Origin of the sequence: Mesorhizobium sp. M1A.T.Ca.IN.004.03.1.1 (assembly GCF_003997555.1) — a bacterium.
GTDB lineage: Bacteria > Pseudomonadota > Alphaproteobacteria > Rhizobiales > Rhizobiaceae > Mesorhizobium.
In genome coordinates this window covers 1-294 of the sequence record NZ_RZTV01000176.1, presented here as the reverse complement: position 1 = coordinate 294, position 294 = coordinate 1, and the positions used below count along the sequence as shown (strand labels likewise).

1 protein-coding gene is annotated in these 294 nt (G+C 70.7%); it reads right to left on the bottom strand.

Annotated elements, in window-relative coordinates; genetic code table 11:
• Positions 1-294 (bottom strand): cadherin-like domain-containing protein (locus tag EOD29_RS36250; RefSeq protein ID WP_164763920.1); only part of this gene is annotated, 294 nt, incomplete at both ends.

Below are 294 nucleotides of genomic sequence, written 5' to 3'. Positions count from 1 at the left end.
GCGCGCCGGTCGCCGTCTCGCTCGGGTCGCTGTTGTTGGCGCCGTTGCCGTCGGCGATCTCGCCCGAACCCGCGGGCTCGCCGCCGCGCGCCGGAAGGCCCGCTTCGTTGACGCTGGTGTCGGAGCCCGCGGCGATCCCGATCGTCGGCGTCGAGTCGTTCAGCAGGTTGATCGTCACCGTCGCCACCGACGGGTCGCCGTCGCCGTCGACGATCTGGTACTGGAACGTCACCGTGCCCTGCTCGCCGGCGGCCGGCGTATAGGTGAAGGTGCCGTCATTGTTGTAGGTCACCG